This window comes from Methyloversatilis sp. (assembly GCF_030698125.1).
Lineage (GTDB): Bacteria > Pseudomonadota > Gammaproteobacteria > Burkholderiales > Rhodocyclaceae > Methyloversatilis.
In genome coordinates this window covers 226,712-250,994 of sequence record NZ_JAUYNV010000006.1, presented here as the reverse complement: position 1 = coordinate 250,994, position 24,283 = coordinate 226,712, and the positions used below count along the sequence as shown (strand labels likewise).

At 67.5% G+C, this 24,283-nt stretch carries 23 protein-coding genes; 14 read left to right on the top strand and 9 right to left on the bottom strand.

Translation table 11 applies throughout. The features are described from left to right. Window positions 1-121 precede the first annotated feature (121 nt). Window positions 122-706, bottom strand: a complete 585-nt coding sequence (locus tag Q8Q80_RS03680) for a 5-formyltetrahydrofolate cyclo-ligase (protein ID WP_305631619.1) — start codon at window positions 704-706, stop codon at window positions 122-124. Between the two features lie 98 nt (window positions 707-804). Here Q8Q80_RS03680 and Q8Q80_RS03675 point away from each other — a divergent pair, with 98 nt between their 5' ends. From Q8Q80_RS03675 to Q8Q80_RS03665, 3 genes are all read left to right on the top strand, one after another. Beyond that, entirely contained in the window at window positions 805-2,724 is a 1,920-nt protein-coding gene (locus Q8Q80_RS03675) for a lytic transglycosylase domain-containing protein (RefSeq protein WP_305631618.1), read from the top strand. A 114-nt stretch (window positions 2,725-2,838) separates the two neighbouring features. Then, complete coding sequence (locus Q8Q80_RS03670; RefSeq protein ID WP_305631617.1) at window positions 2,839-3,795, top strand: complex I NDUFA9 subunit family protein; 957 nt, start codon at window positions 2,839-2,841, stop codon at window positions 3,793-3,795. Window position 3,796: 1 nt separating this feature from the next. Beyond that, window positions 3,797-5,041, top strand: coding sequence for a multifunctional CCA addition/repair protein (locus Q8Q80_RS03665; RefSeq protein ID WP_305631616.1), 1,245 nt, complete (start codon window positions 3,797-3,799; stop codon window positions 5,039-5,041). Window positions 5,042-5,045: 4 nt separating this feature from the next. On the opposite strand, the gene ruvB is transcribed toward Q8Q80_RS03665, so the two are convergent. The 3 genes from ruvB to Q8Q80_RS03650 are packed head-to-tail and all read right to left on the bottom strand — an operon-like array spanning window position 5,046 to window position 7,450. Then, complete coding sequence (gene ruvB, locus Q8Q80_RS03660) at window positions 5,046-6,116, bottom strand: Holliday junction branch migration DNA helicase RuvB (protein WP_305631615.1); 1,071 nt, start codon at window positions 6,114-6,116, stop codon at window positions 5,046-5,048. Between the two features lie 4 nt (window positions 6,117-6,120). Beyond that, on the bottom strand, window positions 6,121-6,810 hold the full coding sequence (locus Q8Q80_RS03655) for a pseudouridine synthase (RefSeq protein ID WP_305631639.1): 690 nt from the start codon (window positions 6,808-6,810) through the stop codon (window positions 6,121-6,123). A gap of 1 nt (window position 6,811) precedes the next feature. Then, complete coding sequence (locus Q8Q80_RS03650) at window positions 6,812-7,450, bottom strand: MBL fold metallo-hydrolase (RefSeq protein WP_305631614.1); 639 nt, start codon at window positions 7,448-7,450, stop codon at window positions 6,812-6,814. A 144-nt stretch (window positions 7,451-7,594) separates the two neighbouring features. Here Q8Q80_RS03650 and Q8Q80_RS03645 point away from each other — a divergent pair, with 144 nt between their 5' ends. After that, entirely contained in the window at window positions 7,595-8,308 is a 714-nt protein-coding gene (locus tag Q8Q80_RS03645) for a glutathione binding-like protein (protein WP_371132688.1), read from the top strand. 115 nt (window positions 8,309-8,423) lie between these two features. Continuing rightward, the gene (locus Q8Q80_RS03640) at window positions 8,424-8,630 is read left to right on the top strand and encodes a hypothetical protein (protein ID WP_305615711.1); all 207 of its coding nucleotides are present in this window, start codon (window positions 8,424-8,426) and stop codon (window positions 8,628-8,630) included. A 48-nt stretch (window positions 8,631-8,678) separates the two neighbouring features. Here the strand turns inward: Q8Q80_RS03640 and Q8Q80_RS03635 are convergent, their stop codons facing one another. The 4 genes from Q8Q80_RS03635 to Q8Q80_RS03620 form a co-directional block, all read right to left on the bottom strand. Then, a complete protein-coding gene (locus Q8Q80_RS03635) occupies window positions 8,679-9,053 on the bottom strand; it encodes a YchJ family protein (RefSeq protein WP_305631612.1) in 375 nt (124 codons plus the stop codon). Continuing rightward, window positions 9,050-9,493 (bottom strand): glycine zipper domain-containing protein, encoded by a 444-nt coding sequence (locus tag Q8Q80_RS03630; RefSeq protein ID WP_069038690.1) that lies wholly within the window; start codon window positions 9,491-9,493, stop codon window positions 9,050-9,052. The genes Q8Q80_RS03635 and Q8Q80_RS03630 overlap by 4 nt, the downstream gene beginning before the upstream one ends. Window positions 9,494-9,615: 122 nt before the next feature. Beyond that, a complete protein-coding gene (locus tag Q8Q80_RS03625) occupies window positions 9,616-10,554 on the bottom strand; it encodes a carbohydrate kinase family protein (protein ID WP_305631611.1) in 939 nt (312 codons plus the stop codon). A 51-nt stretch (window positions 10,555-10,605) separates the two neighbouring features. Next, complete coding sequence (locus Q8Q80_RS03620; RefSeq protein WP_305631610.1) at window positions 10,606-11,838, bottom strand: glycosyltransferase family 1 protein; 1,233 nt, start codon at window positions 11,836-11,838, stop codon at window positions 10,606-10,608. 126 nt (window positions 11,839-11,964) lie between these two features. Between Q8Q80_RS03620 and Q8Q80_RS03615 the strand changes: the two genes are divergently transcribed. From Q8Q80_RS03615 to Q8Q80_RS03575, 9 genes are all read left to right on the top strand, one after another. Then, the gene (locus Q8Q80_RS03615; protein ID WP_305631609.1) at window positions 11,965-12,489 is read left to right on the top strand and encodes a TlpA disulfide reductase family protein; all 525 of its coding nucleotides are present in this window, start codon (window positions 11,965-11,967) and stop codon (window positions 12,487-12,489) included. A 25-nt stretch (window positions 12,490-12,514) separates the two neighbouring features. Beyond that, entirely contained in the window at window positions 12,515-13,612 is a 1,098-nt protein-coding gene (locus tag Q8Q80_RS03610; protein ID WP_305631608.1) for a transglutaminase-like domain-containing protein, read from the top strand. A 49-nt stretch (window positions 13,613-13,661) separates the two neighbouring features. Then, window positions 13,662-15,374, top strand: coding sequence for an ABC transporter ATP-binding protein (locus tag Q8Q80_RS03605; RefSeq protein WP_305631607.1), 1,713 nt, complete (start codon window positions 13,662-13,664; stop codon window positions 15,372-15,374). A gap of 231 nt (window positions 15,375-15,605) precedes the next feature. Continuing rightward, window positions 15,606-16,010 carry a group II truncated hemoglobin gene (locus tag Q8Q80_RS03600; protein WP_305631606.1) on the top strand — a complete coding sequence of 135 codons (405 nt, stop codon included), beginning with the start codon at window positions 15,606-15,608 and terminating at the stop codon, window positions 16,008-16,010. 226 nt (window positions 16,011-16,236) lie between these two features. Next, window positions 16,237-17,253 carry a glycosyltransferase family 2 protein gene (locus Q8Q80_RS03595; protein WP_371132684.1) on the top strand — a complete coding sequence of 339 codons (1,017 nt, stop codon included), beginning with the start codon at window positions 16,237-16,239 and terminating at the stop codon, window positions 17,251-17,253. 2 nt (window positions 17,254-17,255) lie between these two features. Next, complete coding sequence (locus tag Q8Q80_RS03590) at window positions 17,256-17,639, top strand: GtrA family protein (protein WP_305631605.1); 384 nt, start codon at window positions 17,256-17,258, stop codon at window positions 17,637-17,639. Next, window positions 17,636-18,415, top strand: a complete 780-nt coding sequence (locus Q8Q80_RS03585) for a ChbG/HpnK family deacetylase (RefSeq protein WP_305631604.1) — start codon at window positions 17,636-17,638, stop codon at window positions 18,413-18,415. The genes Q8Q80_RS03590 and Q8Q80_RS03585 overlap by 4 nt, the downstream gene beginning before the upstream one ends. 226 nt (window positions 18,416-18,641) lie before the next feature. Beyond that, window positions 18,642-20,186, top strand: a complete 1,545-nt coding sequence (locus tag Q8Q80_RS03580; RefSeq protein ID WP_305631603.1) for a glycosyltransferase family 39 protein — start codon at window positions 18,642-18,644, stop codon at window positions 20,184-20,186. Between the two features lie 45 nt (window positions 20,187-20,231). Next, window positions 20,232-21,920: a CorA family divalent cation transporter gene (locus Q8Q80_RS03575; protein WP_305631602.1), complete on the top strand. Its 1,689-nt coding sequence runs from the start codon at window positions 20,232-20,234 to the stop codon at window positions 21,918-21,920. Window positions 21,921-22,205: 285 nt separating this feature from the next. Here the strand turns inward: Q8Q80_RS03575 and Q8Q80_RS03570 are convergent, their stop codons facing one another. Next, window positions 22,206-24,218 carry a ribonuclease catalytic domain-containing protein gene (locus Q8Q80_RS03570; protein WP_305631601.1) on the bottom strand — a complete coding sequence of 671 codons (2,013 nt, stop codon included), beginning with the start codon at window positions 24,216-24,218 and terminating at the stop codon, window positions 22,206-22,208. Window positions 24,219-24,283 lie beyond the last annotated feature (65 nt).

Below are 24,283 nucleotides of genomic sequence, written 5' to 3'. Positions count from 1 at the left end.
ATCAAATACGATTTTGCCGATAGCAACAGATTCTGGTTTGGCTGCTCGCCGTCTTCAGATCTCGTTAGCAACACGTCAATCCGATGCCGAGCAAAGACGCCGGCTTGCTTTCGCCCGTCGCTCATCGGTAGGGCCCGAACACCCCGGCTTCGCTGACGATCCAGTCCATCGGAATGTCGTGCGGCTGCGGGTCCAGATCGTCGAGTCGTCCGTCCTCGATGGCGATGCCGACGGCGCGCGGCGCCGGCGTGAGCGCGGCCAGCGTGCGGTCGAAATGGCCGGCGCCGTAACCGAGCCTGAACCCGCGTGCGTCGAAACCGTTGCACGGGATCAGCAGCAGCGCCGGCACCACCGACGGGCCCTCCACCGGATAAGGAATGCCGTAACGATCGGTCGCCATCAGGCTTTCAGGTGTCCAGCGACGGAAGGTCATCGGCTGGCCTTTTTCCCCTACCACCGGCAGCGCCGCCCAGCGCACAGCGTCGCCGGCCAGCCAGTCGCGCACGACGGCCAGCGCATCGAATTCGCCGCGGTAGGGCCAGGTGAAGCCGATCGAGGCGGGTGCGAGCTGCGCCAGCAATGCCTCCAGATGGCGGGTAATGGCGGAATGCCATGGGGCCAGCGCGGTCGCCGGCATGGCTTCACGCCGGGAGACCAGCGTCAGGCGAATTGCGCGCCGTCGGGCGCGATCGTCGGGAACATTCACGTGCGGGCGGTATCATGAGTATCAGCAAGCGAAAACGATAGCAGATGCCCATGCATTTCCACCCTGGCGCGTACCTCCGGCGCGCCATCAGTCCTCTCATGTTCGCGCTTGTGCTGTTCGCACCGGCAGTGCAGGCCAACGCGGACGCCGCCTTCGTCGCGGCACGCGATGCATTTTCCGCCGGCAACCGGCAGGCGTTCGAACGCCACGCCGCCGGACTGCAGTCGCACGTTCTGGCGTCCTACATCGACTACTACCGGCTGCGCCTCGATCTCGACCGCGCCTCGCCCGACCGCGTCGCCGCCTTCCTCGAACAACACGCCGGTACGCTCGTTGCACAGCGCCTGCGTTCGGACTGGCTGCGCCAGCTCGCGAAAGCCGAACAGTGGAGCGATTATCGTGCCGAGTACGCGCTGCTGCCGCAGAGCTCGCCGACACCCGAAGCCGATCTGCGCTGTCACGCGCTGCGCGCCCGGCTCGATGCCGCCGAACAGGCGGCACTCGCCGACGCCAAGCTGCTGTGGGCAGCGATGGACGAACCGCCCTCCGCCTGCGTGCCCGTGTTTGCCGCCCTGTTCGATGCCGGCCGCCTGACCGAGGATGAAGTGTGGCTGCGCGCGCGCCGTCACATGGAATTGCGCCGCCCCGGCCTGGCACGCAGCACGCTCGCCTTGCTGCCGGCGTCCGCCCAGCCGCCGTCCAGCGCGCTGGACGACATCGTCAGCAACCCGACGCGCTGGCTCGATCGACAGCCGGCCAACTTCTCGATCACGCGGCGCGGGCGCGAACTGGCGCTGATGGCCATCGCACGCCGCGCGCGCAGCGACGTGCGCGGCGCCGAACGCAGCCTCGAAGTGGTCGCCCACCGCTTCAGCGTCGGGGAGCGCGGCTATGCCTTCGAGCAACTTGGCTGGCAGGGCGCGCAGCAGCACGATACGCGCGCGGTGCAGTGGTGCCGATCGGCCGATGACGCGCTGCAGGGCGAAGAAGCCCTGGCCTGGTGCGCGCGCGCCGCGCTGCGCGCAACAAACTGGAAGGTGCTGCGCGACATCATCGGCCGCATGCCGCAGGCGCTGGCCGAAAAGCCCGAGTGGATCTACTGGGACGGCCGGGCGCGCAGCGCGACCGGACACGTCGATCAGGCGCACGCCGCGTGGCGGCGCATTGCCGGCGAGCCGCACTTTTACGGCCTGCTGGCCGCCGAAGAGCTCGATCAGCCGCATCGACTGCCGCCGCAGGCCACAGCACCATCGGTCGATGAAATCCGTCGCGCCGAGGCGACGCCGGCGATCGCGCGCGCGCTCAAGCTGTTCGAGCTCGACCTGCGCACCGAGGCGGTACGCGAATGGAACTGGGCCATCCGCGAAGCCGATGACCGCGCCCTGCTCACCGCGGCGCACGTGGCGCTGCGCCACAAGTTGTGGGACCGCGCCATCAACAGCGCCGATCGCACGACGCTGGAACACGACTACTCGCTGCGCTACCTCGCACCGATGCGCAGCGATGTCGAACCACATGTGCACGCCCGCTCGCTTGATCTGAGCTGGGTGTATGGGCTGATGCGGCAGGAAAGCCGCTTCATCACGCGCGCGAAATCTTCGGCTGGCGCGCAGGGCCTGATGCAGGTGATGCCGGCCACCGGCCAGTGGGTGGCCAAGAAAATCGGCTTGAACGGCTACAAGCCATCGCAGATCGCCGACCCGGACACCAATCTGCTGCTCGGCACCAGCTACATGCGGCTGGTGCTGGACAGCCTCGACGATCACCCGGTACTCGCCAGCGCCGGGTACAACGCCGGGCCGGGACGGGCCAGGAAGTGGCGCGCGGCCAGGCCGCTTGAAGGCGCGATCTACGCGGAAACCATTCCGTTCAACGAAACGCGCGACTACGTGAAAAAGGTGATGGCCAACGCAGTGCTGTACAGCCTGGTGTTCGGACAGCCGGACAGCCCCGGGCTCAAGCAGCGCCTGGGCACGATACGGCCGGGTCCGGGCGCGCTGCCGGACGATCCGATATAAGAGGCCGCGCGCACTGGATCGCGCCGCGGCCGGCACACGCCTTGATCCCGGTCACGCATCCCCCTGCTGCGACGCTGGTAGCATGATCGCCGTTGTTCAACCAGAGTGAGCGCGATGTCCTTTTCCACAGTTCTCCTGATCGGCGGCAGCGGTTTCATCGGCAGCCACGTTGCCGGCCTGCTTGCCGAGCGCAATATCCGCGTCATCGTGCCGACGCGCCGGCGCGACCGCGCCAAGCATCTCATCCTGTTGCCGACGGTCGATGTCGTCGAAGCCGATGTGCATGACGCCGCCACGCTGAACCGCCTGATGCATGGCGCCGATGCCGTGGTGAATCTGGTCGGCATCCTGCATTCGCGCCGCGGCAGCCCGTGGGGTGCAGACTTCGAACGCGCGCACGTCGCATTGCCACGCGCCGTCGCCGCGGCAGCGAAGGCAGCGGGTGTAGCCCGCATGGTGCAGGTCAGCGCACTCGGCGCAGCCGCTGACGCACCCGCCGAATACCAGCGATCGAAGGCGGCAGGCGAAGACGCCGTACGCGCCAGCGGACTCGAATGGACGATATTCAGGCCGTCGCTGGTGTTCGGCGACGGCGAATGCTTCCTGCGCCTGTTCGCGCGGCTGCTGAAGCTGTTTCCGGTGATGCCGCTGGCTGGCGCCGACACGCGCTATCAACCGGTGGATGTGCGCGACGTGGCGCGCTGCATCGTGCATGCGCTCGACAGCGACGACAGCATCGGTCAGCTGTATCCGCTGTGCGGGCCCAGGGTCTACACGATGCGCGAACTGGTGCAGCTGACTGGTCGCACCATCGGCCGCGATCCCTGCGTCATCGGCCTGCCGGGGCCGCTGGCATCGCTGCAGGCGCTGGCGCTCGAGCTGGCGCCGGGCCCGACGTTGATGTCGCGCGACAACCTGCGTTCGATGAGCGTCGACAACGTATGCGACGCCGGCTGCACGTTGCCGTTCGGCTTTACGCCGGCGCTGCTGGAAAGCGAGATCGGCCGCTGCCTGGCCGACTTCACGCCGACCGACCGCTTCGAGCGCGCGCGCTCGAAGGCACGCAGATAACATGCGCATCTACCGCGTCGGCGGCTCGGTTCGCGACGAGCTGATGCAGCTGCCGGCCGGTGACCGCGACTGGGTGGTGGTGGGCGCCACGCCCGAAGACATGCGCGCCGCCGGCTACATGCCCGTCGGCCGCGATTTTCCGGTCTTCCTGCATCCCGACACGCACGAGGAATACGCGCTGGCGCGGACCGAGCGCAAGACCGCGCCCGGCTACCGCGGCTTCGTGTTCCATGCCGATGCATCGGTCACGCTGGAAGAAGATCTGCAGCGGCGCGATCTGACGATCAATGCGATCGCACGGGCCGACGACGGCACGCTGTTCGATCCCTGCAACGGTCGGGCCGACATCGAGGCGCGCGTGCTGCGTCATGTCGGCCCCGCCTTTGCCGAAGACCCGGTGCGCATCCTGCGGCTGGCCCGCTTTGCCGCCCGCTTCGTCGATTTCACCGTCGCACCGGAAACGCTGGCGCTGATGCGCGGCATGGTCGAGGCGGGCGAAGCCGGCGCCCTCGTGGCCGAGCGCGTGTGGCAGGAACTGTCGCGCGGCCTGATGGAAGCGCGCCCTTCGCGCATGATGGCCGTGCTGCGCGATTGCGGTGCGCTGGCCGTCGTGCTGCCCGAGGTCGATGCGCTGTTCGGCGTACCACAGCCGGAAAAGCACCACCCCGAAATCGATACCGGCATCCATCTGCTGCAGTGTCTGGACTGGGCCGCCGCACACGATGCGTCACTGGCGACGCGCTGGGCGCTGCTGGCGCACGATCTGGGCAAGGGCACGACACCGCGCGAAGCATGGCCGCGCCACATCGCCCACGAAGCGCGCAGCGTGAAACTGGCGCACGCGCTGGCCGGGCGCCTGCGCGTGCCGACCGAGATTGCCGACATCGGCCGGCTGGTCGCCCAGGAGCACACCAACATCCACCGCGCCGCCGAACTGCGCGCCGACACCATGGTGAAACTGCTGGAGCGGCTGGACGTGATGCGCAAGCCGGAGCGGCTGGCCGACATGCTGCTTGCCTGCGAAGCGGACCAGCGCAGCCGGCCCGGCTTCGACGCCGCCGGTTATCCGCAGGCGGACATCGTGCGCAGGTCGGCGGCGGCGTTCAGGGCGGTCGATGCGGGCGCCATTGCGCGATCGATGGCCGAAAAGCGCAAGCCGGGGTCGCCGGACAGCGGACCCGCCATCGCGCGCGAAGTGCAGGCGGCGCGGATCGCTGCCGTGGCGGCTGTGCGCGCAGCCGACTGAGCACTCAGCCGGCGGGTTTCGCGTCGTCCCACAGCGACGCAATCGCCGGTGTGGGCGTACCCAGACCGAAGTGGCGATAGATGGCCGCGGTGACGATGCGCCCGCGCGGCGTGCGCTGCAGATACCCCTGCTGGATCAGATACGGCTCGATCACGTCTTCTATCGTGTCGCGCGATTCGCCGACCGCGGCGGCGAGGTTGTCTACGCCGACCGGGCCGCCGTCGAACTTGTCGATCACGGCGCCGAGCAGCTTGCGGTCCATCATGTCCAGCCCGAGGCTGTCCACGTCGAGCATGGTCAGCGCGGCGTCGGCCACTTCGCGTGAAATGGCGCCGTCGGCCTTCACCTGTGCGTAGTCGCGACAACGGCGCAGCAGGCGGTTGGCGATGCGCGGCGTGCCGCGCGAGCGACGCGCGATTTCGACGCTGCCGGCGTCATCCATCGGACAGTCGAGCAGGCGCGCCGAGCGGCGAACGATCAGCGCCAGTTCTTCGGCGGTGTAGAACTCGAGCCGGGCGACGATGCCGAAACGGTCGCGCAGCGGATTGGTCAGCATGCCGGCGCGCGTGGTGGCGCCGACCAGCGTGAACGGCGGCAGATCGAGCTTGATCGAGCGCGCTGCCGGGCCCTCGCCGATCATGATGTCGATCTGGAAATCTTCCAGCGCCGGGTAGAGTATTTCTTCCACCACCGGACTCAGGCGGTGGATTTCGTCGATGAACAGCACGTCGTTCGGTTCGAGGTTGCTGAGGATGGCCGCGAGGTCGCCGGCGCGTTCCAGCACCGGGCCGGAGGTCTGGCGCAGATTCACACCCATTTCCGCGGCAACGATGTGCGCCAGCGTGGTCTTGCCCAGACCGGGCGGGCCGAACAGCAGCACGTGATCGAGCGGCTCGCGGCGTGCGCGCGCCGCGGCGACGAAAATGTCGAGCTGTTCGCGGATCTTCACCTGACCGATGTATTCGTCGAGCCGCTTCGGGCGCAGCGCGCGCTCGAGCGCGTCTTCCTTGACGTCGGCCGGCGCCGCCGACACCAGACGTTCAGCTGCCGCCTGCAGCGGATCGGTATGGATCATGGCGTCACACCTCTGCCGGATCGAACCAGCGCCACTCGCCAGGCGCCAGATCGGCCGGCAGTTCGAGCCGGCCGACAGCCACGCGATGCAGCGCCTCGACCCGGTTGCCGGCAGCGGCCACCATGCGCTTGACCTGGTGGTACTTGCCCTCACCGATGGTAATGGCGATCCGGTGCTCGTCCAGCCGCTCGACCGCATGCGCAGCGACCGACACGTCGGGTGCGTCGTTCAGCGCCACGCCGCTGCCCAGCGCCTTGAGCATTGCATCATCCACCGCATGCTTCACGGTGGCGACATAGCGCTTGAGCACGCCGTGCTTCGGTGACGTGAGCGTGTGGATCAGCTGGCCGTCGTCGGTCAGCAGCAGCAGGCCGGTGGTGTCTTCGTCGAGCCGGCCGACGCACTGGATTGCGCGCACCACCAGCGGCGACGGCAACAGCGAAAACACCGCCGGATGGTGCTTGGGCTTCTGCGAACATTCGTGGCCGGCTGGCTTGTGCAGCATCACGTATGATGGCGAGTGATAGCGCCAGGCTTCGCCGTCGACGGTGTAGTCAAGGTCAGCCGTGTCCACGTCGACGAACGGGTCGTCGACCATTTCGCCGCGCACGGTGACGCGTTCGAGGCGCACCAGGGCGCGACATTCGCGGCGGGTACCGAAACCCTGGCTCTGCAGGATGCGTTCGAGCTGCATGTCAGCGTTGTCCAACGTGTGGGTTGTATTGGCGTTCTTCGCCGAACGTCGACATCGGGCCGTGGCCCGGAATGAAGCGGATATCGTCGCCCAGCGGAAACAGTTTTTCGCGGATCGAGCGGATCAGGTCGGCGTGGTTGCCGCGCGGAAAGTCGGTGCGGCCGATCGACCCGGCGAACAGCACGTCGCCGACCTGGGCCAGCCGGCCGACGCGGTCGACGAACACCACATGACCCGGCGTGTGGCCCGGGCAATGCACGACGTCGAGCGTCACGTTGCCGACCGTGACGGTGTCGCCGTCGGCCAGCCAGCGCGTCGGCACGAAGGGCCGGCACGGCGGAAAGCCGAACATCTGCGACTGCACGGCAAAGCCGTCGATCCAGAACTTGTCGTCCGGGTGCGGGCCTTCGATCGGCAGGTCGAGTTGTTCGGCCAGATCCAGCGTGGCGCCGGCGTGATCGAGATGGCCGTGCGTGATCAGTATCTTTTCCAGCGTGACACCCTGCCGTTTGACTTCGGCCAGCACCCGTTCGAGATTGCCGCCCGGATCCACCACGGCGCCCTTCATGGTTTCGTCGCACCACAGCAGGGTGCAGTTCTGTTCGAACGGGGTGACCGGAATGATGGCGTGACGGAGCATGCGGCGTGCGGTAAGAGGCAGTAACCGCGCATTGTACGTGGTGGGTGCGCGAGGCATTCGCCACACGCAGGGCGAGATGCAACTGGCGCGCGTTGCGGGCAGCGGTTACGGTCGATGGACGTGACCACAGCGGGGCAGCACATCGTGATCGACCTTCATTTCTGGCCCACACCCAACGGCTACAAGGTGTTGATGTTTCTCGAAGAATCCGGCATCGAACACCGCATCGTGCCGGTGAACATCGGCGCCGGGGAACAATTCCGGCCGGAATTTCTCGCCATTTCGCCGAACAACCGCATGCCGGCCATCGTCGACCATGCGCCGGCGGATGGCGGCGCACCGCTGTCGGTGTTCGAGTCCGGCGCCATCCTGCTCTATCTGGCCGAGAAGACCGGTCAGTTCATGCCGGGCGGGCTGCGCCAGCGGGTGCAGACGCTGGAGTGGCTGTTCTGGCAAGTCGGCGGGCTCGGCCCGATGGCCGGCCAGAACCACCATTTCGTGCAGTACGCGCCGGAACCGATCGCCTACGCGATACGCCGCTACGTCGACGAAACCTCGCGCCTGTACGGTGTGCTGAACAAGCACCTGGCCGATCGCGACTTCATCGCCGGCGGGCAGTACGGCATCGCCGATATGGCGAGCTACCCATGGACCGTGCCGCACAAGCGCCAGCAGATGAATCTGGACGACTTTCCGCATCTGAAGCGTTGGCACGAAAGCATCCGCGACCGTGCGGCCACCGTGCGGGCGTACCTGCGGGGTGTGCAGATCAGCGACAAACCGGTGGTCGACGAGCTTTCCAGCAAGCTGCTGTTCGGGCAGAACGCAGACACCGTCGGCAAGGCTCCGGGCGTTTGACGTGGTCGCGCTTCACAACATGTTCGACGCGCTGCACGATGAAGCGCGGATCGGCCTGTGCTAGGCTTTCCGGCACTGCGCCCTGCGCATCTTTCCAGTCCTTCGGGAGAAAGCAATGAGTGCCGAAAAGCTGATTCACGACGCCGCCGACGAGTGCGAATGGGATCCGGATACCGTCGTCGGCATCCTTGCCGAGTTCATCGACGAATTCACCGACCCGGATGATTTCAAGGCCTTCCTTGAAGCCCGCGTGGCGGAAGAGGCGGTCGATGGCTACGACGAGGACGAAGAAGAGGAAAGCGCTGGCGCCGACGACTACTGAGCATCCGCGGGCGGAGGCGTCTTCGGTGGGTCGATTCCGAGGGATCAATCAGGCCGCGAAGTCGCCGTCCAGGTAGAACCAGCGACCGTTCTCGCGCACGAAGCGGCTCGTTTCATGCAGCCGGTGCGCGCGTCCGCCCAGCTTGCTGCGGGCGACGAATTCGACCGTGCCGCGATCGGCGTCCTGCATCGCGCAGCGACGCACATCCAGCCCCAGCCACTTCAACCCAACCTCGTCGAGCGTCAGGATGGCCGGACGTGTCGTCGGGTGCCAGGTGGCGAGAAGGTAGTCGGTCAGACCGAGCACGTAGGCGCTGTAGCGCGAGCGCATCAATGCTTCGGGCGTAGCAGCCGGTTCGCCGGCGTGATGCCGTGCGCAGCAGTCGGCCGCGAGGCGACCGCTGCCGCACGGGCACACGCTCATTGCGCGCGCGTCACCCGGGTGTTGCCGCTGGCGCCGACCAGGCGGACGCGCTCGCCGATCGCGAACTTCTCGTCGCCCTCCTGCACCACCGCAATCACATTGCCGGTGTCGAGCCGTATCGTGATTTCCTGCCCCTTGCGGCGGGTCGCACCTTCCTCGATGAAGGCGCCGGCCACACCGCCCACCACGGCGCCGGCGATGGCACCCGCCGTGGAGCCCTGACCGCCGGCCAGACCGCCCACTGCTGCGCCCGCAGCGGTACCGATGTTCGATTTCGTGCCCTCAATCGTGATCGCGCGGACGCTTTCGACCGTTCCCTGGCGGACCGACATTTCGCGCCGCGCCTGTTCGCGCGAATAGGTGTCTCCCGACAGGCTGGACTGACAACCTGCGAGAACGATGCCGGCCAGCAACAGGGCGGGCAATGCGATGCGATTCATGATGCTTCTCCGTATTCGGCCGCGACATCGCGGCCATGTTCACCTTTTACCGCGCGCCGCACGGTGCGTCAGCCGGCCAATGGTGAGCGCATGTTTCGGCTCCCCAACCGTCGCCCTGGCCCTCAGAAGGCCAGCGCAGTGCCGAAGGCGGCGCGATGACGGGCGGCGACGTCGTCTCGCGTCGGCAGGTGGTTCTGCCCGCCCCGGCTGGCGATCTTGATCGATCCCATGACCGACGCCAGACGCGCCGAGGCGATGATGTCAGCGCCGCGCGACAGGCCGTACAGCAGGCCGCCGCGGTAGGCGTCGCCGCAACCGGTCGGGTCGGTCAGCGCGTCGGCCGGCACGCAGGCCACTTCGGTCACCGAGCCACCGGTGTAGACGCGCGAGCCTTCGGCGCCGCGCGTCACGATGAGCGCCTCGACCCGCTCCGCGATCTGCATTTCGGTCAGACCGGTGCGCTCGCACAACAGGCGGGCTTCATAGTCATTGACCGTGCACCAGCGCGCAAGATCCAGGAAATTCAGCAGATCGTCGCCGCCGAACATCGGCAGGCCCTGACCCGGATCGAACACGAACGGGATGCCGGCGTCGGCAAACTGGCGCGCGTGCGAAATCATGCCGTCACGGCCATCGGGCGCGATGATGCCCAGTTTGACGCCCGCGGCATCGGACACGCTGTTTTCGTGCGACACATTCATCGCGCCCGGGTGGAAGGCGGTGATCTGGTTGTCGTCGAGATCGGTCGTGATGAAGGCCTGGGCGGTGAAGGCGGTGTCGACGCGTCGCACATGGGTCGCCGGGATGGCGAGCGACGCGAGGCGGTCCATGTAGGGGCCGGCGTCGTGGCCGACCGTGGCCATGATCAGCGGCTCGCCGCCCAGCAGCTTCAGGTTGTAGGCGATGTTGCCGGCACAGCCACCGAATTCGCGCCGCATGTCGGGCACCAGGAAGGCCACGTTCAGGATGTGTATCTGGTCGGGCAGGATGTGCTGCTTGAAACGATCGGGGAACACCATGATCGTGTCGTAGGCGATGGAGCCGCAGATGAGGACGGACATGAAGGCAGACCGGTGGCGAAAAGCGCGAGTATACGGGCTTCCGCCGCCGTTTCAGCCGCGCGAACGCGCGCTGCGCAGTGCCTCCGCATTGCGCACCGTGGCGCGCAGGCGGCCGGCAAAGGCGTCCACCACGCTGTCCCAGCCCAGCTGTTCGACGCTGGCACGCGCGTGCACCGCCATGCCGGCGCGCAGATCGTCATCGAGCCCTGCGCGCACTGCCTGCGCGATGAAGGTGTTTTCGTCGCCCGGCGCGGCCAGCAGCCCGTTGTGCTCCGGCACCACCAGTTCAGCCGCGGCCGCCTGCGCATAGCTCACCACCGGCAGTCCGCTGGCCAGCGCCTCGGTCAGCACATTGCCGAAGGTTTCGGTCAGGCTGCCGAACAGGAACAGGTCGGCGCTGGCGTAATGGGTGGCCAGATCGTCGCCGGTGCGCATGCCGGCAAACAGGTGATGCGGATACTGCCGCGCCAGCGTTTCACGCGCCGGGCCATCGCCCACCCACAGCATGCGGGCCCGCGGCCGTTGCGCACGCAGCGCTTCGAAGGCGCGCGCCACGAGGTCGAGGTTCTTTTCCGGCGCCAGCCGGCTGACAAATGCCACCACCGGGTCGCGCTCGCCGACGCCCCAGGCGGTGCGCAGCGCCGCGCTGCGCCGCTGCGGCGAAAACAGCCGCGTATCGACGCCGCGCGCCACCACCTCGACGTTGCGGTAGCCGCAATCGATCAGTTGCGCCTGCATGGCACGAGTCGGCACGAAGGTTTCGTGACCCATGTTATGGAAGCGGCGCAGGTAGGCGGAGATCGGGCGCTTGAGCCAGCGGATGCCGTAGTGCGCGCTGTAGGCGTCGAAATTGGTGCGGAAATCGCTGGTCACCGGCAGCTTCAGCTTGCGTGCGCCCGCCATGGCTGACCAGCCGAGCGGACCTTCGGTGACCAGATGCACCAGGTCCGGCCGTTCGACCGCCCACAACCGGGCCAGCTTCTGCTTGGCGGGCAGGCCGACGCGCAGCGTTCCGTAGCGCGGAATGGGCATGCCGCGCGCCAGCACTTCGTGCAGCGCGCCCGACTGCATCGCGGTATCGTCCGCGTGCTGGCGCGGCCGGATCAGCTGGATGCGGTGACCGCGCGCCAGCAGACCGTCGAGCATGCGCTTGAGGCTCATGGCGACGCCGTTGATTTCCGGTGGATAGGTTTCCGTCACCACGGCGATGCGCAGCGGTTCGTCTGCCGCGTGCAGTCGTTCCACGGTGAAGGCGAGTTCGTCGTCGGTGTCATCCGGTCGCATCCGCGCAGTGTCGCGACCGGCCAATGCAGCAACATGACGGTGCGGTGACGCAACCATGACAGCCGCTTGATGTCCGTCGGCGCAACACAAACCGGCAATCGAACAAAAGGGAAGACGAAAACTTCGATGTGGGCGACACTTCGCGGCGCCGCAATGGGCGCGCTGCCACCCTTTCTGCTCTGGCTTGCCCTGTGCGGCACGGCGTCAGCCGCCGGGTCGGTTGCCGGATTGGTGACCGAAACACCGACGGCGGCCCCGGTGGGCGACGATGTGCGGCTGGCGCAGCAGCTTGCCCGCCATGCCGGTCAGCCGCTGGTGATCAATTTCTGGGCCTCGTGGTGCGAGCCCTGCCGCGACGAAATGCCGGCGCTGGCGCGCCTGCCGACGAAGCTGGCGGGCACCGGACTGGTCGTGCTGACCGTGGCGGTGGCCGACCGCGAAGCCGATGCCGCGCTGTTCATGCAGCGCGCCCGCCTTGCGCTGCCGGTGCTGCACGACCGCGACCAGCGGCTGAGCCGGCTGTGGGGTGCGCGTCTGCTGCCCTGTACGGTGATCCTGGACCGGCAGCATCGCATCGTGGCGCGCGCGCAGGGCGTGATCGAATGGGAGGACGACGCGGTGCTGGAACGGCTGCGGCGTCTGTTGAAATAGCTGTTGAATCAATCGGAGTGTCATCATGGATCGTCGTCGTTTCATCCAGTCTTCCGCACTGGCCGGCCTGTCCGGCATGCTGCCGCTGGCCGGCTCTGCCGCGCAGCCCGCCTTCAATCCGTCGCCGGACGCCGGCTGGCGCACCTTCGAGGTGACCACCGTCGTCACGCCGGTCACGCGCGGCGAGGTGGCCACGGCATGGATTCCGTTGCCGTCGATCGACAACCCGGACTGGATCAAACCGCTGGCCAGCGACTGGCAGGGCAACGCCGCGCGCGCCGGCATCGCGGAAGACACCGTGTATGGCGCCAGGATGCTGGTGGCGCAGTGGCGCGCCGGTCAGGAGGCGCCGGTGATCGAACTGGTGAACCGCTTCGCGACGCGCGATCGCGCAATCGATTTCAGCCGGCCAGGCGCCGTCGCGCCGCTCGATGCGCAATCGCACAAACTCTACACGCAGGCCACCGAACTGCTGCCGACCGACGGCATCGTGCGCGACACCGCGCTGAAGATCACCCGGGGTGCGGGCAACGACATCGAGCGCGCCCGCGCGCTGTACGAGTGGATCTGCGACAACACCGAACGCAACCCGAAAACGCGCGGCTGCGGTCTGGGCGACATCCGCAGCATGCTGGAGAGCGGCAACCTGAGCGGCAAGTGCGCCGACCTGAATGCGCTGTTCGTCGGTCTGGCCCGCGCCGCCGGCCTGCCGGCGCGCGACGTATACGGCGTGCGCGTGGCGGATTCGAAATTCGGCTACAAGAGCCTGGGCAAGGCGGGCGACATCACGAAGGCGCAGCACTGCCGCGCCGAAGTGTGGCTGGCCGGCTTCGGCTGGGTGCCGGTCGATCCGGCCGACGTGCGCAAGGTGGTGCTGGAAGAGCGCCCGGGCCTGACGCTGAAGGACGACGTCGTGGTGGCTGCGCGCAAGGCGCTGTTCGGTTCGTGGGAAATGAACTGGCTGGCCTACAACGTGGCGCACGACCTGAAGCTGCCGGAAGCGACCGGGCCGGCCATCCCGTTCCTGATGTATCCGCAGCTGGAAACATCCGCCGGGCGCGCCGACAGCCTCGATGCGGCCAGCTTCGTCTACAGCATCACGTCGAAGGAAGTGACCGCCTGAGCCCGACTGCGTCCGCCGGCGCGGCCGTCCGGCGCGCCGGTCCGTCATCGTGAACGACTCCCGCAACCTGCGCGCCGACGCGCACTTCCGCCTGACCGACGTCCCGCGCGCCATCCGGTTCTTTCTGGACACGGACCGGCGACGCTATCTGCTGTTCATCTGCGTGCTCGGCGTGGTGCAGTTCTACCCGATGCTGCCGCCCTTCCTGATCGGTCAGGTCGCCGACTTCCTGATCGGCTGGCAGCGCGGCGATTCTCTGACGCCGATGTACACGCTGATCGCCACGCTGGGCGTGGCGCACGCGGTGGTTGCGCTGGTGCGGCTGTCCACCAAGCGGGTGATCGGCCGCATGTCGATCGATGCCCGCATGCGCGCCAAGGTGTGGGGCTTCGAGCGCCTGCTCGGCTTTTCGCTTGGCTGGCATCAGAAGGAAAGCACCGGCAACAAGGCACAGCGCGTGCTGACCGGCGCCGACGCGGTGCGCGACTGGACCAGCGATCTGGTCAATGCGCTGCTCACGGCATCCGGTGCCTTCTTCGGCGCGCTGATCGCCTGCATGCTGCTGCACCCGGCCACGGTGTTCTTCTTCCTGTACTACTGCGGCGTACTCGGCTTCATCGAGTGGTACTTCTACCGGCGCATCGCGAAACTGTCGGACCAGATCAACGCGTCGATGGAAAATGCCAGCGGCAGCTTCGTCGAGAGCGCCGCCAACATCCTGTCGGTGAAGGCGATGAATGCCGGCGCCGACATGACGGCGCGGGTCGCCGCACGCGAACAGGCCGCGCGCGACTTCGCCTACCGCCGGCTGCGGCTGACCAATACCAAATGGATGCTGTTCCAGCTGCATACCGCGCTGGCCTGGTCGCTCTACATACTGGGTGTGGCCTGGGGCGTGATGGAAGGCGGACTGTCGGTCGGGCTGGTGCTCACCTACACCGCCTACTTCAACACGCTGCGCGAAGCGTCGATGGACATGACCGACCGCGTGCAGACCATGATCGAACGCACCTCCAACCTCGGCCGCATGATGCCGCTGTTCGCGCCGCAGACCGCGCAGCACGGCACGCTGGACTGGCCGACGGACTGGCAGGTGCTGCACGCCGAAGCGCTCACCTTTGCGCACGACGGCCGGCGCGTGCTCGGCCCGCTCGATTTCACGATTCGGCGCGGCGAGCACGTCGGCATCGCCGGACGCTCGGGGTCCGGCAAGAGCACGCTGGTCAAGCTGCTGCTCGCGCTCTACCCGCCGGAATCGGGACGGCTGGCGGTCGACGAGGTGCCGCTGTCGGACATCCGGCACGAGGCGCTGCTGCACCAGATCGCCGTGGTACCGCAGGAAACCGAACTGTTCAGCCTGTCGCTGCGCGACAACCTGACGCTGGGCCGCGACGTGAGCGAACTCGACCTGCTCAATGCCTGCCGCATCGCGCAACTCGAAGACGTGATCGCGCTGCTGCCCGACGGCCTCGACAGTCCGGTCGGCGAGAAAGGACACAGCTTGTCAGGTGGCCAGCGCCAGCGCGTCGGCATTGCGCGCGCCGTGCTGCGCGATGCGCCCGTGCTGCTGCTGGACGAGGCCACGTCGGCGCTGGACGCCGACACCGAAGCGCGCGTGATCGACGCGCTGATGACCGATCACGCGCCCGGCCGCACGGTCATCCTGATCGCGCACCGGCCGCGCGCCTTCGAACGCATGGGCCGCGTGCTCACGATGGACGCCGGGCAGTTCGTCGCGCTCGCCGCGGCGAAGCCGGGTTGATGCGTGTTGTCACGGTGCGGCGGGGGATGTGGCGGCCTCTTGCATGGGTCGGAGTTGGGCATCGCTGCGCTCACCCCAACCTACGTGTGGACGGTGCTGGGCGGGTACCTCCACCGGGGTATTGCGGCGGGGCGGCGTGGTGGCGGATGCTTCTGAAGTCACTGTAGGTTGGGGTGAGCGCAGCGATGCCCAACACGCAGCCCCAACAAGCAGCCCCTTCCAGGAGACCCGATGAACAGCGGCGCGACCAGACCGCCCAGCATGTTCCAGCAGATCGGTGGCGAAGAGCCGCTGCGCCGGCTGGTCAATGCCTTCTACGACATCGTCGAAACCCACCCGGACGGGGCACCGGTACACGCGCTGCACCAGCACGGTTTCGGCGTCGCCCACCTGCGCGAGGCGCAGTTCGAGTTCCTGTGCGGCTTTCTCGGCGGCCCGCGTTATTACGCCGAGCGCATGGGCCACTCCAACCTGCGGCAGATGCATGCCCACGTCGCCATCGGTCAGGAGGAAGTCGTGTCCTGGCTGCGCTGCATGGTGCATGCAATCGAAGCGACCGACATCCCGATGGACGTCGCACCGAAGCTGATGCAACACCTGACCCGCGCTGCCGAGGCGCTGAAGAACAGACCGTGAGCGCACCTGCGCCGCATGCGCCACACAGAAGCGTGGCCGCGTCATCTTTATGTAGCGGACGATCTGTTGCTTTTCATGCACTTGCAACTTCCTTCACTGCGCCCATCCATCATCAATCGGCGCTGTAAAGCCTCCCGACAGCGTCTGCAGGCCGATACACTGCGCACCTTGCCAACTCTGTACGCAGTACCCAGGCCCGCGCTGCCGTCCGCGCGGGCACCCCACGATGATCCCGACCGACCCCGCCGACACCCGGCTGCAGCCTTCCTCGCGACGCTTCGGGCCGCCCGCCTGCGTCAGCATCGTCATCCCGGCCTACAACGAAGCGGGCGCGCTGGCCGCCACGCTCGACATGATTGCCGGCCACCTGTCGGCACTGACACCCGCTTTCGAACTGGTGGTCGTCGATGACGGCAGCCGCGACGCGACGGCACGGATCGCCAGCGAGTGCGCCGCTCGTCTGCCGGTCACGCTGGTGCGCTTTTCGCGCAATTTCGGCAAGGAGGCGGCGATTTCCGCCGGGCTGCACTACGCGCGCGGCGACGTGGTGGTGTGCATGGATGCCGACGGCCAGCATTCGGCCGAACTGCTGGGCGACATGCTCGCGCGCTGGCGCGACGGCTACGACATGGTCTATGCGGTGCGCGCCGACCGCGGCCAACAGGGCCTGTTCAACCGGTTCGGCTCGAAAGTTTTCTATGGCCTGATGAATATGGGTGGCCGGCTCGACATTCCGCCCAACGCCGGCGACTTCCGGCTGATGGACCGCTGCGTGGTCGACGCCCTGCTCGCACTACCCGAGCGTCAGCGCTTCATGAAGGGCATGTACGCCTGGGTCGGCTTCCGCTCCATCGGCATTCCGTACACGCCGCTGCCGCGCTCGGCCGGCATCACCACCTTCAACCGGCTCAACCTGATCCGGCTCGCGTGGACCGGTCTGACCAGCTTTTCGGTGCTGCCGCTGCGCATGGCCAGCCTGACCGGGCTGCTGTTGTCGACGCTGGCCTTCGCCTACGGCCTGTATGAAGTGATCGAAAAGCTGGTGTTCGGCATCGATCTTCCGGGCTGGCCGACCGTGGTGGTCAGCATCATGTTCTTCTCCGGCGTGCAGCTGCTTTTCATCGGCATCCTCGGCGAATACCTGGCGCGGGTGTACGAAGAGGTGAAGGGCCGGCCGCCCTATGTCGTGGCGGAGCTGGTGCGGCGCGAGCCGGTGCCGCGCGCAGACCGGCTCGAAGACTGAACATGCGCGCCTCCGTGCTGCTGTTCCTCATCGTCGGCGGCTGCGCCGCGGGCGTGCACTATCTGGTCACGCTGGCGGTGGATGCCGCGACCACCATGGATCCCGCGTGGTCCAACCTGATCGGTTTCGTGTGCGCCTTTCCGGTCAGCTACCTCGGCCACCGGCGCTTCTCGTTTGCCGGCACGCAAGCCGGTCACCGACAGGCACTGCCGCGTCTGCTCGCAGTGTCGTGCACCGCCTTCGTCGGCAACCAGTTGATGCTTGCCGCGCTGCTGCGCTACACGCCGCTGCCGCTGTGGATCGCGCTGGCCATCGTGCTGGTGTGCGTCGCCATCAGCACCTGGGTGCTCGGCCGCTACTGGGCGTTCGCACACCGCGCGGCATGAAGACGGTATTTCTGACCGCCGACGACTACGGCTTTCACCCTGCGGTCGACGCGGCGGTACTCGACCTGATCGACGCCGGCCGTCTCAGCGGCGCGGCCTGCATGGCGCGCGCGCCGGGCTGGCCGGCTGCGGCCACTCGCATCGCCGCCCGCCACAACGCCGCCGGGTTTGGCCTGCACCTGGATTTCACTGAATTTGCGCCGGCGCGTCGCGGTCTGTGGCCGCTGATTGCCCTCAGCCATGGCCGCCGCCTGAACCCGACGCAGCTGCACGACGAGATCACGACCCAATGCGCACGCTTCGAAGACGCCATGGGCCGCGCACCGGACTACGTCGACGGCCACCAGCATGTGCACCAGCTGCCGCAGATCCGCGACGCGCTGATCGAGGTGCTGCTGACGCGCTACGGCAGCCGCCTGCCGTGGTTGCGCATCAGCGGTGCGCATCCGGGCGACGGCTTCAAGCCGCGCTTCATTGCCGCGCTCGGTGCACAGGCGCTGTTGCGCCGCGCCCGCGCCGAAGGTTTCCGCGTGATGCCGCGCTTGCTGGGCGCCTACGGTTTCGACTGCGATGCCGCCGGCTACCGCAAACGGCTGGCGCACTGGTTCGCCACTGCGGATGACGGCGACGCCGTGATGTGTCATCCGGCGACCGAGGCTGTACCGGGCGACCCGATCGGCCGCGCTCGCGCAGTCGAGCACGGCGTGCTGGCGGGCGCTGATTTCCACGACCTGCTTGCCACAGCCGATATTCAGATCGGACAACTGCGACCGTGAACAGCAGGCAGCCGGCGTTTCATCCCGTCCACCAGACATTTCCACCCGATTATCCGACGGCATTGTCAGCGCGCCCGCATGCAGCGCGTTATGCCTTTGCACTCGTCCTTCCGACCGCCCCATGCATCCTGTAACACCGACTGCCACGACGTTTCAGCCTGCAACACGCAGCCTCCCTCGCCTGACCGCATATGGCACGGGACTGGCGCTGTTCGCGCTCATCGCGTTGCATATCGCACTGAGCTTCGGCCAGCACGGCATCAGCAACGACGAATGGGTGCAGCACACCTACGGCCGGCTGCTGCTCGACTACTACGCGTCCGGGCTGACCGACATGTCGGCCTTCCACTACAAGGACCTGTATCTGTATGGCGGGCTGTTCGACCTGATCGCTGCCGCGCTCGAACGCGCGCTGCCGATGAATGTGTGGGACATGCGCCACCTGCTGTCGGCGGCGTTCGGTTTTGCCGGCATGGTCGCCGTGTATCGGCTGGCGCGTCACCTGCTGAACGACACGGCCGCCTGCATCGCCGTGGCGCTGCTGATGCTCACCGGCGCCTGGAGCGGCGCACTGTTCACCCATACGAAGGACATCCCGTTCGCCGCCTGCATGGCCTGGGTGACCTGGTACACGACGCTCATCGTGGCGCGCCTGCCGGCACCGCCACTCGGTCTGGTGCTGAAGCTGGGCGTGGCGATTGGCTGCGCGTTCGGGCTGCGCGTCGGTGCGGTGTTCGGCGTCATGGTGCTCGGACTTGGCGTGCTGGCGTCGATGGCGCTGGCCGACGGCGACTGGCGCGCCCGCCTCGCACATCTGGGCCGCTCGCTGCGCGCACTGCTGCCGGCCGTGCCGGTCGCGCTGGCGCTGATCGCGTTGTTCTGGCCGTGGTCGGCGCAGGCGCCGGGCAATCTGATCAAGGCGCTGACCACTTTTTCGCATGTCACCTTCGCGATCCAGACCGTACTCGATGGCCAGATCATGGCGATCACCGAGGTGCCGCGCAGCTATCTGCCGATCTATCTTGCCGTGCGGCTGCCGGAACTGGCGCTGGCCGGACTCGTCGCCGCGCTGGGTGCGGCGCTCACTGCGGCGATGACGGCAGCGCCGGCCGGGCGGCACCGCCCGTGGCGACAGCACCTGCCGTGGCTGACCGTCATCCTGGCGGCGCTGTTGCCGCTGGCGCTGGCCATCGCGACCCGGCCGGCGCTGTACAACGGCATCCGCCACTTCACCTTCCTGCTGCCGCCGCTGGCGGTGCTGGCCGCCGCCGGGGTGTACGCCCTGTGGCGGCACGCCCGCAGCTCGCGCAGTCTGGCGGCTGCCTTCATCGCGCTGTGCCTCATCGGTGCGCTCGATCCGCTGGTCGCGCTGGCGCGACTGCATCCGTATCACTACGTCAATTACAACCGGCTGGCCGGCGGCTTCGAAGCCGCAGTCGCCGGGCGCTGGGAAGCCGATTACTGGTCGGACGGCGTGCGCGAAGCCAGCGGCCTGCTGCGCGACCATCTGAAGGGCACGACCCGGCCGGCCGAGCCCTGGCAGGTCGCGGTGTGTGCCGACCCGGTCGAAGCCGACGCGTGGCTGGGGCCTGAGTTCGTCATCACCCGTGACTGGGTGCGCGCCGACTTCTTCATTTCGACCACGCACATGGATTGCGACAGCGTGCTGGCCGGCCGCGTCATCGGCCAGGTGGCACGCGAAGGCCTGCCGCTGACCCTGCTGAAGGACCGGCGCATGCTGACGGCGGAACAGCGCCGGGTGCTGCGCTAAACTGCGCGACCTTCGCACATCGCGCGCAAACAGGCCGCATCTCCCATGAGCCGCAGCGATCCGCCGGTCGCCCGACATTTCCGCCAGATCCTGATGTGGCCGCTGCGGCTGATGCCGCTGCGCAGCGGCGATCAGGTGCAGCGCCACCCGCAGGCGCTGGCCGCCGTCACCGACGGCAATCCCTGGCGCGAACAGCGCGACGAATTCACCGGTTCGCCGGCCGACTTCCACGAACGGCACTACCGCGAATTCGTCACCTTCCTGCCGCATGTGCAGCGCTTCCTGTATGGCCAGGGGCGATCGAGTGCGACCCAGCCCGGCTACGGCGAATCGCCGATCCGCGTATTCCGGCGCAATGATGTGGCCGCAGTGCGCCTCGGCTGCGAGGACGGCAGCACGCTCGACCTCGCGGTGCAGCACATCGACCTGTACTTCTTCTACGACGTGGATGTGGTCATCCTCGCGATGGAGGTGCATGCCGACAACCTGCCGCTGGCCCGCGTACAGGAACTGATGTTCCGCTTCGGACGCGCGTTTCCGGCAAAGTGGAGCAATGGCGACTCGGACGGCCGCGCGGCGCAGTGCATGCGCACCGTGCAATGGGTCGGCCACGACGGCGCGGTGCTAGCCGAGTCCGACTATGCCGATCGCGAACGCTATCTGCACCACGCCTGGGAGCACCGCGCCTCGTGCATCGGCCGGCACTGGGAATACCTGCTGCAGCCCATGGTGCTGCACCACTCGGAATCGGTCGGCGACATCCGCTACCGCCAGCTCGAATACCACCGGCTGCCGAAGATGACCTTCCTGTCCTTCGACGACCCGTTCGCGCTGAGCCGCGAAGATTTCGTGCGCCTCGGCCAGGCCACCCAGCCGGACGACGGCCATCCGCTGCCGTATTCGGAACAGGTGATGGACGAGTTCGAACGCACTGCCTGCTACGACCGTTTCTGGGTGCCGTCGCGGCGCAGCGACAACGCCAGCACGCGCGTCATCTGCACCGGCCCCTCGATGGTGATGGTAGGCAAACACGGTCTGGCCGGTTATTCCGACCCGCAGAACGGCCTGCTGGCCGAGTTCCGCCACCAGTATTTCCTGATCGGGCTGATCGCACACTTCCACCGCGCCTCGCTGCTGATGCTGATGGACCGGCTGGTGGTCGCGGTCAGCCTGCTCGACGCCGACGACGTCGATTCGCGCCGCCGCTTCAAGCGCGGCATCCGCCAGACGATGGAAATCTTCCTGCGCTTCAACCACCGCTACTGGTTCGGCGAGGTGTCGAAGCAGTCGATGGCCAAGGACCTGTTCGACCTGTGGAGCCGCAACCTCGGCAACGAGGCGCTGTACAACGAACTGCGCGCCGAGGTGCTGGACATGGACAACTACCTCGAAGCCGACGACAGCCGGCGCCAGAACGAAACGCTGCTCCGCCTCACCGTGGTGACCATTTTCGGGCTGGTCGGCACCATCGTCACCGGCTTCCTCGGCATGAACATCTTCGACGGCCCGCCGGCCACATTGGCCGGCAAGATCGGCGCCGTGCTGGTGGTGACCGTGCCAACCGTGCTGCTCGCGTTCTACACGCTGAAAAAGTCCAGCGCGCTGTCGGAATTCTTCGACGCGGTATCGGACGACACGCTGACCCGGCGGCAGAAATTCAGGTCCTTCCTGCGCATCTGGCGCAACCGGCCGAACGGGCGGCGACGCAACGACCTGCGGGCACGCAAGCCCTGAGGGTTGCCGGAGACGCGGCGGGCCTGTTGGGCATCGCTGCGCTCACCCCAACCTACGGCGGGTTGGGCGAGCGCTTCTTTTTTTGATGCGGGCGTTGGGCATCGCTGCGCTCACCCCAACCTACGCGGGTGTCACGACCTCATTGCCGCGAATGCGCGCGCAACCAACCATCCGGCAGATGCATCACCCGTAGGTTGGGGTGAGCGCAGCGATGCCCAACGGACGAACGGCGCGCCAGCGCAGGGTCGCAACCTTCGCGACGGTTGCCGCGCCTGCAAAAACCGCTCAATCCGCCTCGCCGCTTTCCGGTGCGGCCACCGGCAGGTCAGGCACCGGCGCGTCTGCCGCCGGCATCTCGGGTGGCAGTTCCGCCTCGGCGATTTCTTCCGCCAGCTCTTCCTCGGACACCTGCGCCGCACCGCTCAGCGCAGCCAGATCGCCGACCCAGCGGGCGCGCGCGTCGTTGTCGAGCAGATTGAGCTGGTCGATCTCGACCTCGACGCGCGAACGCGGGTCGCGCGCCGGCAGGCTGGGTGAGCGCAGCACCAGCGGCACATGCTCAAGCCGCACCAGCGATTCGCGCAGCACGATGGCCGGCCACACGGTATTGCCCTCGCGTGCCTGCTGGCGCAGCCAGCGCAGGCACCAGTAACGCTCCATGCCGCGCTGGAAGTCGGCGTAGGCCGCGTAAGCCAGTTCGAAATCGCGCAGCGCCGACAACAGCGCTTCGGACTTCGGCGGGAACACCGGCTCTTCGCCACGCAGCAGCGCAATCATCTGCCACTGATTCACCAGGTCGACGTAACGACGCAGCGGCGAGGTGGACCACGCGTAGCAATCGACGCCCAGCCCCTCGTGCGGTGCGGCCACCGTGGTCATGCGCACCTTGCCGGCGCCCTGCGCGCGGTACAGCGCCGGAATGCCGGCATCGCGCAAATCGCTGCCCCAGGTGTTGTTGGCGACGATCATCAGTTCGGCGACCAGCTTGTCGAGCGGGCTGCCGCGCGCGCGGCGCTGGATGTCGACGCGGCCTTCGCCGTCTTCCGTCGTCTGTGCCCAGTCGACGTAGAAGTTGAAATCCATCTGGCCGGCGTTGGCCGACGGCTTGCCGCGCCCCGCTTCAAGCACTTCGGCCAGGCGCCACAGCAGCAGCAGTTCGTCGCGCCACTCGAATTCGGGCAGTTCGCCGCCGGTGATCGTGTCTTCGTTGAACAGCGGCTCGATTTCGTGGTGGCGCAGATTGGCGGCCACGGCGACCTGCTCGATGCGGCTTTCCTTCGCCGTGACGCGCAGGTCGGTTTCGACGTCGAGGTAGAGCGACAGCGCCGGACAGCTGCGGCCGGCCTGCAGCGTGTAGGTGTCGACCGCTTCGTCCGGCAGCATGGTGATCTTGCGGCCCGGGAAGTACACCGTGGACAACCTGCTGCGCGCGATGTCGCCCAGCGGTGTGCCGGGCTGGATACCGAGCGACGGCGCTGCAATATGTATACCGATGCGCCAGCCGCCACCGTCCTTCGGCTGCACCGAAAAGGCGTCGTCGATTTCGGTCGTGGTCGCGTCGTCGATCGAAAAGGCGCGCACGCCGGCATCGGGCAGGTCGCCGGCAGGCGGCACCTCGTGCGTCGGAAAGTCGGTGCCGCGCGGGAAGTATTCGAACAGGAAGCGCCCGAGGTGGTACTCGTGGCTGGACGCAAATGCGCCCGCCTTCGCCATCAGGCCGACCACCGACAGGCCGGCCGATGCGGCGGCGGCTTCCACCGCCTTGGTTTCGAGCCGGTTGCGGTCCGGCTTGTACAGGATCTGTGCGCTGCAGGCCGCGATGTCCGGCGGCGTGCGCCCGGCGAGCAGCTCGGCGACCCAGCCATCGACCTGCTCCTGCTGCAGCCGCTTCTTTTCCAGACCGGCCAGTGCGGCTTTCAGGATGTCGGGCGGCGCCTTGCGGAAGCGGCCCTTGCCCTTGCGGTGGAAGTAGACGGGCGCGGCGTGCAGGCAGAAGAGGATGGCAGCAGCCTGTTCGGCGGTCGGTGCGGCGCCGTGGTACTCGCGCGCCAGTTCCTCGAACGGGAATTCGTCGTCGCCGCACACGTCCCACAGAAAGGTGGCGTCGAGGTCGGCCGCCTGCGCTTCGGCGGCGGCCAGCAGCACGCCCGGCTCCGGGCTGGCGAAACGCAGCAGCACATTGGCCGCCTTCACCTTTGAACGCTTGCCGCTCGGCAGTTCGACCTGCAGCGAGGACACGCTGTCGGTCATCACGGAGCCGGCACGGAAGTGGCCGTCCTCTTCGAAAAGAACATTCATGAAGCGGGTACGGAAGAACTCGGACCGCGATTATCGCGGATAAGCGCCGCCCGGGGTCTGCGCGT

Bases quoted from the DNA above. Each gene is read 5' to 3' on its own strand.
- Q8Q80_RS03675 (WP_305631618.1), top strand. From the start codon at position 805: ATGTTCGCGCTTGTGCTGTTCGCACCGGCAGTGCAGGCCAACGCGGAC.
- Q8Q80_RS03670 (WP_305631617.1), top strand. From the start codon at position 2,839: ATGTCCTTTTCCACAGTTCTCCTGATCGGCGGCAGCGGTTTCATCGGC.
- Q8Q80_RS03665 (WP_305631616.1), top strand. From the start codon at position 3,797: ATGCGCATCTACCGCGTCGGCGGCTCGGTTCGCGACGAGCTGATGCAG.
- ruvB (WP_305631615.1), bottom strand. From the start codon at position 6,116: ATGATCCATACCGATCCGCTGCAGGCGGCAGCTGAACGTCTGGTGTCG.
- Q8Q80_RS03655 (WP_305631639.1), bottom strand. From the start codon at position 6,810: ATGCAGCTCGAACGCATCCTGCAGAGCCAGGGTTTCGGTACCCGCCGC.
- Q8Q80_RS03650 (WP_305631614.1), bottom strand. From the start codon at position 7,450: ATGCTCCGTCACGCCATCATTCCGGTCACCCCGTTCGAACAGAACTGC.
- Q8Q80_RS03640 (WP_305615711.1), top strand. From the start codon at position 8,424: ATGAGTGCCGAAAAGCTGATTCACGACGCCGCCGACGAGTGCGAATGG.
- Q8Q80_RS03635 (WP_305631612.1), bottom strand. From the start codon at position 9,053: ATGAGCGTGTGCCCGTGCGGCAGCGGTCGCCTCGCGGCCGACTGCTGC.
- Q8Q80_RS03630 (WP_069038690.1), bottom strand. From the start codon at position 9,493: ATGAATCGCATCGCATTGCCCGCCCTGTTGCTGGCCGGCATCGTTCTC.
- Q8Q80_RS03625 (WP_305631611.1), bottom strand. From the start codon at position 10,554: ATGTCCGTCCTCATCTGCGGCTCCATCGCCTACGACACGATCATGGTG.
- Q8Q80_RS03620 (WP_305631610.1), bottom strand. From the start codon at position 11,838: ATGCGACCGGATGACACCGACGACGAACTCGCCTTCACCGTGGAACGA.
- Q8Q80_RS03615 (WP_305631609.1), top strand. From the start codon at position 11,965: ATGTGGGCGACACTTCGCGGCGCCGCAATGGGCGCGCTGCCACCCTTT.
- Q8Q80_RS03610 (WP_305631608.1), top strand. From the start codon at position 12,515: ATGGATCGTCGTCGTTTCATCCAGTCTTCCGCACTGGCCGGCCTGTCC.
- Q8Q80_RS03600 (WP_305631606.1), top strand. From the start codon at position 15,606: ATGAACAGCGGCGCGACCAGACCGCCCAGCATGTTCCAGCAGATCGGT.
- Q8Q80_RS03595 (WP_371132684.1), top strand. From the start codon at position 16,237: ATGATCCCGACCGACCCCGCCGACACCCGGCTGCAGCCTTCCTCGCGA.
- Q8Q80_RS03590 (WP_305631605.1), top strand. From the start codon at position 17,256: ATGCGCGCCTCCGTGCTGCTGTTCCTCATCGTCGGCGGCTGCGCCGCG.
- Q8Q80_RS03585 (WP_305631604.1), top strand. From the start codon at position 17,636: ATGAAGACGGTATTTCTGACCGCCGACGACTACGGCTTTCACCCTGCG.
- Q8Q80_RS03575 (WP_305631602.1), top strand. From the start codon at position 20,232: ATGAGCCGCAGCGATCCGCCGGTCGCCCGACATTTCCGCCAGATCCTG.
- Q8Q80_RS03570 (WP_305631601.1), bottom strand. From the start codon at position 24,218: ATGAATGTTCTTTTCGAAGAGGACGGCCACTTCCGTGCCGGCTCCGTG.